The 6,226-nt window shown below is 70.4% G+C and carries 5 protein-coding genes and 1 pseudogene; 3 read left to right on the forward strand and 3 right to left on the reverse strand.

Annotated elements, in window-relative coordinates; genetic code table 11:
* Together NON22_RS24855 and NON22_RS18900 are read left to right on the forward strand one after the other, a co-directional pair.
* A pseudogene (locus NON22_RS24855) lies at window positions 1–293 on the forward strand (hypothetical protein); the annotation flags it as partial.
* A gap of 497 nt (window positions 294–790) precedes the next feature.
* A complete protein-coding gene (locus NON22_RS18900) occupies window positions 791–919 on the forward strand; it encodes a hypothetical protein (RefSeq protein ID WP_257388513.1) in 129 nt (42 codons plus the stop codon).
* A 77-nt stretch (window positions 920–996) separates the two neighbouring features.
* Here the strand turns inward: NON22_RS18900 and NON22_RS18905 are convergent, their stop codons facing one another.
* The 3 genes from NON22_RS18905 to NON22_RS18915 form a co-directional block, all read right to left on the reverse strand.
* Entirely contained in the window at window positions 997–1,557 is a 561-nt protein-coding gene (locus NON22_RS18905; protein ID WP_257388514.1) for a hypothetical protein, read from the reverse strand.
* A 154-nt stretch (window positions 1,558–1,711) separates the two neighbouring features.
* Entirely contained in the window at window positions 1,712–3,283 is a 1,572-nt protein-coding gene (locus NON22_RS18910; protein ID WP_257388515.1) for an EAL domain-containing protein, read from the reverse strand.
* 212 nt (window positions 3,284–3,495) lie between these two features.
* Window positions 3,496–5,586, reverse strand: a complete 2,091-nt coding sequence (locus NON22_RS18915; RefSeq protein WP_257388516.1) for a hypothetical protein — start codon at window positions 5,584–5,586, stop codon at window positions 3,496–3,498.
* Here NON22_RS18915 and NON22_RS18920 point away from each other — a divergent pair.
* Window positions 5,539–6,226: hypothetical protein (locus NON22_RS18920; RefSeq protein ID WP_257388517.1), on the forward strand; the 688-nt coding region annotated here is incomplete at its 3' end. The two genes, NON22_RS18915 and NON22_RS18920, sit on opposite strands and share 48 nt — an antisense overlap.

Consider the following 6,226-nt stretch of genomic DNA (forward strand, 5'->3'; position numbering starts at 1 on the left):
CGGGTGCGGGCGGCGGCGGCGGCGGCGGCGGCGGCATCATCAAGCTCGTATCCGCGGGCACGATCAACGCGCCCGGCAGCCAGCTGCTCGTGAGCGGCGGCGCCGCCGGCACGGATGCCACCTCGACCAGCACCAACCAGCCCGGCAGCGGGGGCGGCGCCTGCGGCGGCAACGGCGGCAACGGCGGCTTCGGCAATCCGGTCGCGGGCCAGGCGGTCACGCCCGCGACGGCCGGAGCGGCCGGCTACACCTTCAGCCTGATCACGCCGGCACCGGAGAACGTGCTGCTCTGAGGACGCCCGTCCGGCATCCCGCGGCACGGCCTTCGGGCCGTGCCGGGGATTCGGGACACCCACTTTCCCGGCGGCCAGGTACTTCAGCCCACTTCGGGACACCGTTTCCTGGACCCGCCCGCTCCTCGCGGACGGCCCGGAACGTCCTCCGGATCGATTGCCGGTCATCCCGGCGCAGACCGGGATGACCGGCAATACGTCTGATCCCTGCCGTTCGCAAAACCGAAAGACGCGCGGACGCTGGTCGTCGGCGGCCTGGCCGGCCGGAACGATGCCGGCGGTCGCATCAGCACGGTTGACGGGGCTGTAGTCCACGCAGCACGGCTACGCCATCGACGTCGTGCCCGGCTCGGTCACGATCCAGCCTGCGCCGCTGACGATCACGCCGCCGGCCGGGCAGCACAAGGCGTACGGCATGGACGATCCGCCACCGGGCCTCTGCTACGACGGCAGCGGCGTGATCGGCGCCGACGACGCCGGCCTCGCCCGCAATCTCGGTGCGTGACGACGCGCAACGCGGCGTCATTCCGACGCGCGTCGACGCGACCGGCCCCTACCCTTATGAAACCGCGAGCGCGACCGTCGACGGCGGGCTCGTGATCTTCCGCAGCGGCTTCGGCGGATGAATCCCGCGCGACGGTGCGCGCCTCGCGCGGCAGCGATCCGGAACATCGCCCGACGGCCGGTCCACAGGCGTGTCGCCCTACCCGCCGCGCACGATCGCCTCGATCAGCAGCTCGGCGCGCGTGGCGGATTCGACAGCCACGTTCGCTCCGCCGGTGTCCTGGCCGATCACGACGATGCGCTGCCGCGCCACACCGCCCTGGATGAGCACGCGCGCGAGGGCCAGCGCGCGCCGGTCCGAGGGTTGCGGCGTTTCGCCGTCGCGCACGAGGACGGAGACGAAGGTCGTGCGGTATTCGACGAGGACGCGCGCCAGCGCTCCCAGGAGCTGCTGGCCCTTGGCGTCGATCTGGTCCGCGCCATGCGCAAAGCCGAGCTGGCCCGCCAGGTCGATCACGACGCGATCGGCCTGGCGCGTGATATGCGCCGACTTGCCGATCTCCTGGCGCAGGCGTCCGTGCAATACGTCCAGCGTGTAGCCGACGTCGTCCGGCGCGAGCGTGTTGGCCGTGTTCTTCGCCAGCGCCTGCTTCAGGCGCGTCTTCTCCTGTTCGTAGCCGGCCGGCGGCACTACCTTGACCTCCGGCGGCGCGGACGCCTTCGCGACCCGCGGTTTGCCGGTCGCCGGCGCGGTGGCCACCTGCGCCGGCGCGATCGGCGCGGCGACCTGCGGCTTGGGTGCAGTCGCCGCCGCCGGCGCGGCGGGACGCGGCGCGTGCGTCGCGCAGGCGCCCGACGCGAGCGCGACGATCAGCAGCCCGCACCGGTACGGGTTCATGCAGAGACGATGCCCTTCACGCAGCGGTGCGCGTGCGGCGGCGACGCAGGAATTCAACGTAATCCCCCAGGTCCAGCGGTTTGCTGTAGTAGTAGCCTTGCCCGAATGCTACGCCATGTTCCTGCAGCCAGCGTTCCTGTTCCGGCGTTTCGACCCCTTCGGCGACAGTCGCAAGGCCGAGCGACCGGGCCATCTCGATGACGTGCACGATCACCTGGCTGGTCGCCGCCTCCGTGCCGATCGCGTCGACGAAGGACTTGTCGATCTTGAGTACATCCAGCTCGAATGTCTGCAGATAGGACAGGCTCGAGTAGCCCGTACCGAAGTCATCCACGGCGACCTGGTGGCCGCGGCGGCGAAACTCGCGGATCAGCGCCCGCGAGGTGTTGCTGTTGACCAGGGCGCGCTCGGTGATCTCGAGCTTGACCGCCCCCGGCGGCAGGCCGGCGGCCGCGAGGCTGGACGCCAAGATCGTACCGACGCGTTCGTCATGCAAGTCGGCGGGAGCAAGATTGAGATTGACGGCGACGTCGGGAAATTCGCGGCGCAGCTGCGTGAGGTCGCGTACGGCAATGCGCATCACGGCGAGCGTCACGTCCTGAATGAAGCCGGCTTCTTCGGCGAGCGCGATGAAGACATCGGGGCGCATGACCTCCCCGTCGTCGCGCGTCCAGCGCGCCAGCACTTCGGCACCGACGCAGTGCCCGGTGGTCAGTTCCACGACCGGCTGGTACTGCACACGGATGCGCTCGCCTGCCACGGCCCGGCGCAGCTCCGTCGCCAGGCTGAGCTGATGCTGCAAATAGCGCAGGATGAACAGGATCCACAACGCGACCAGGACCAGCCCGAACGCTGCGCCGGCGATGAGCGTGGACGCATGCCGGCTCCACACGCTGTCGAGCGGCTCGACCGCAACCACGTCGATCGGCAGCAGGTCGTTGCGCGAAAAACGCGACACCACGACGCCGTTGCTGCGATCCACGGTGACGCCGGCGCTCACCGCGTCGGGCACGGGCAGTTCCGCATCCCAGGGCGAGGCCGACAGGCGCAGCTTCTCCACCCACAGGCCGGCGCGGCGCTGCTGCAGGGGCCCCAGGTCGAGCAGCAGGCGCGGATCGATCGCCACGTCGTGGTCGCCGTAGCGCATGAGGAACAATTGCACGCCGCCCACTTCGGTACTTTTGTTCGGCCACCAGGCGATGACGCCGGTGTCGTAGATGCGGTCGGCACGCGCGGGCTTGAGCCCTTCCGGCGGCAGGAAGCCGACGCCGCAGCGACGCTCGCTCGCCTGCCAGTAGCCGATGGCGCGGATGTAGGGGCGCGAGATGGCGGCCTGCTGCAGGGCGCGCAGGTGATCGGCGGAGCAGCGCGGGGTGTCCGACCGGTCGAAGCCCGCCAGCAGGTCGCGCGTGTCGACGAAGATGGCTTCGGCACGCTGGCCGAGCGACGCGGCGAGACTGCCGGCATAGGTCGTCTCGGTCGCCACTGATTCGCGCCAGACCACCCAGCCGATCGTCGCGAACAGCAGCCCTCCGCCGACCAGGGCGGCGGCGGCGGAACCGAAGAGCACCTTGTCACGGCGGCGCATAGGGCGTCGAGGATATCAGAAGGTATCGACGTCGAAATTGGACTTTTGGCGGTCGCCGGCCTTCGCGCGTCGCTACGGCAACAGACCTGGCGGCGCCGCGTGATCGATCCCGGACCGCCGGCGAGCGCAGAGCGAACTCCGATCGAGGTCGCCCCTCGCATGCCCGTCGCCCCCGGCGTCGCGACGAAGCAACCGGAATTCATCGCGCAATCTCAGCCCCGGTCGCGAAGCCGCAGACCTATCCCGCCCGCCTCGTAGATCCGTTCGCCGTCGACCCACAGGCTCGCATCGGCAACGGCGTGGTCGGAGGCGGCTTCGGTGACCTGCACGGTGACAACCACCTCTCCGTGATGCGGCAGCACCTGCCCGCGGTATTTCCACGTGTGCTCGCGCCCGAGCAGCGGCGCCACGGCGCCGGGCGACGCTCCGCGCGCAGCGCGCAGCCACTGCTCCAGCGTCTGAATCATCGCCTGCACGCCGAGCGAGCCGGGCTGCACGGGATCCTGGAAGAAGTGCGCCTTGAAGAACCACTCGCCGGCGTCGACGCGTTTGCGGGTGCGTATCGCCTCGGGCCAGACGCCGTCGACGCGGTCGATCATGCGCAGCATCGACGGTTCGTCGAGCACGCATCCGGCGTTCGGTTCGCGATGCAGCAGCGCCTCGTGCAGCGCGTTGCGCGGCAGGCCGGCTTGCGCCGCGAGCGCGGCGCGCGGGAAGAATCCGAACACCGTCTTCAGCGTGTAGACCTCGCGCGCGCCGACCGAGCAGCGCACGTCGAACGCGACGATGATCATGCCGCCCGACGCGGAGACCGACGTGAGCGCGGCTTCCGTGACGAGTGTCTCGCCGCCGTGCAGTTCGGAGTGCTGCGTGCCGCGGCCGTCGAGGTTGCGGAAGCGCAGCTCTTCCTCGCCGGACAGCGCGCAACCGGCCCAGCTCGACAACCACCCGCATGGTTGCAGCGCGGCTTCCTGCAGCACCGCGAACGGCACGACACCGGCGTCGTCGAGATACCAGGCATCGCGCGGCACGTCGTATTCGGCCACGACGCGCGCGCCGGAGCGCATCTCGCCCTGCGCGCCGTCGACGCGCACGATGCGGCTCATGCACAGATACGGCGGCGCCGGCAGGCGCGGCGCGCGCAGCGTGCCGTCGAAGCGCTCGTACAGGGCGCCGAACGCGCGCGACGGACGGCCGAGCGCCGACGCGAGCAGGCCCTCGCTGTCCGCATCGGGAAAGTCCGGCACGAGGCGCAGCGCGAGACGCCGCGCGTGAAACGCCTTCAGTCCGTCGACCGTGCACAGCAGGTCGGCCCAGATCGTCGGCACCGGTCCCGCGACGATCTCCTCGACGAACACTTCGGTCACCAGCAGCCGGGAGCTCGGGATCACCTGGCCGCGGCACTGCAGCTTGTAGGCGAGCTCGGGCACGGGTTCGAAGCGCGCACCGTCGTGTTCGAGGGTGTAGCCGCACGCGGCGAGATGGAATGCGAGCGCCTGCAGGCACCCTTCCAGCATCAATGTGCCGGGCATGCACGGGTCGTTCTTGAAATGCCCGTCGAAGAACCAGCGCGAGGGATCGATGTCGAGCTCGGCCTTGAGATAGCCGCGCCCCCAGGGACCGCCGCGCGGCACGCATTCGGTCACGCGGTCGAGCAGCAGCATGTCGCCGGACTGGACGCGCGGGCTGCGCGTGTGCGTGCGCGCGAGCTCGAAGCCGGCGCCGAAACATTCATGCGTATCGCCGTTCGCGAACGCCTCGAGCGCGGCGCGATCGAAACGCGTGCGCGCGCTCATCGCGCGCGGCGGATCCAGGCGCGGATTCGCGACGATCTCCTGACCCTCAGGCGTCCACAGGCAGCCCGCCGAGCCTGCGAGCTCGGCGTCGGTGAAGAATCCGGCCTGGCCGTTCCTGACCGTCAGTTGCTTCCGGCTGCCGTTCACGCAGTCGTAGTGGAAAAACATCAGACGCACCTCGCCTTGTGCGGCATGGCCGTCGAGATGGATATCGAACGTGATCGTCTCGCCTGCGCGCGGCAACTCGCCGTGATAGGTGAGCTCGCAGCCGAGCAGGCGGTAGACGCGCTCGCCGCGATTGAGTGCGTCGACGCCGAGCCAGGAGATCAGCATCAGGTCGGCCTGCCCCGCCTCCACCATCACGCCGCCCGGCATGCGGCCCTGGTGCAGGTACCAGGGCTCGGCGCCGACATCGGTTTGCGTCGTGATCGAGCCCTTGCCCATGCTCATCGGTCCGGCATGGAGCGCGGTCACGCGGTCGGCGAGCAGCAGCGGCGGACGCGGCATGCGGACCTGGCGCGCGAAGCCGTCCTGCGCAGCGAACGGCGGGCCGAAGATCTGCGAGATATCGCCGTCGGCGTGGACCAGGAGGTCTTCGCGCGTGAAGCGAACGGTGCGCTCGCCCTCCCCTGCGACGGCAGCTCCGCTGCGATGCTGCGCTTGCCCCTCGCCGGCAGAGCCGTCGGGTTCCCGCTGCTGCGGGAATGGCACTGCTGGAATCGCGAGCAGGCTCGTGTCTTGTCGTCCCGCGCGCAACAGCACGCCGGTCGCCTTGGCCTGCAGGGCGAGGAATTGCGCATGCGCGCTGGTTTGCGCTTCCGTGAATGCCTGTTGCGCGGCAGCCAGCCGAGCAAGTTCGGCGCGGATGCCTTCCAATGCGGGATGCGCCGCGCGCAAGAGCGGCGCTGCGGCGCGCGGCAACGCGGCAACGGACGGCAGGCCGGCCGCGGACTCGCCTATCCTGCGCTCGACGACCGCGCTTTCCACACGTTTACTTTCGAACAATGCACTTCCCAGTATCGCCGGCAGCCGCGGCGCCGGCGCCATCGTCTGCGGCGCCTCCTCGCGCGGCGGCAGGCGCACCGGCGGCGGATGTGCGCCGAAGCGCCGCGGACGCCTGGCCTCGACGCGCGGTACGGGCGCGAGC

Origin of the sequence: Tahibacter caeni (genome assembly GCF_024609805.1) — a bacterium.
Lineage (GTDB): Bacteria > Pseudomonadota > Gammaproteobacteria > Xanthomonadales > Rhodanobacteraceae > Tahibacter > Tahibacter caeni.

Bases quoted from the DNA above. Each gene is read 5' to 3' on its own strand.
- NON22_RS18910 (WP_257388515.1), bottom strand. From the start codon at position 3,283: ATGCGCCGCCGTGACAAGGTGCTCTTCGGTTCCGCCGCCGCCGCCCTG.
- NON22_RS18915 (WP_257388516.1), bottom strand. From the start codon at position 5,586: ATGCCGCGTCCGCCGCTGCTGCTCGCCGACCGCGTGACCGCGCTCCAT.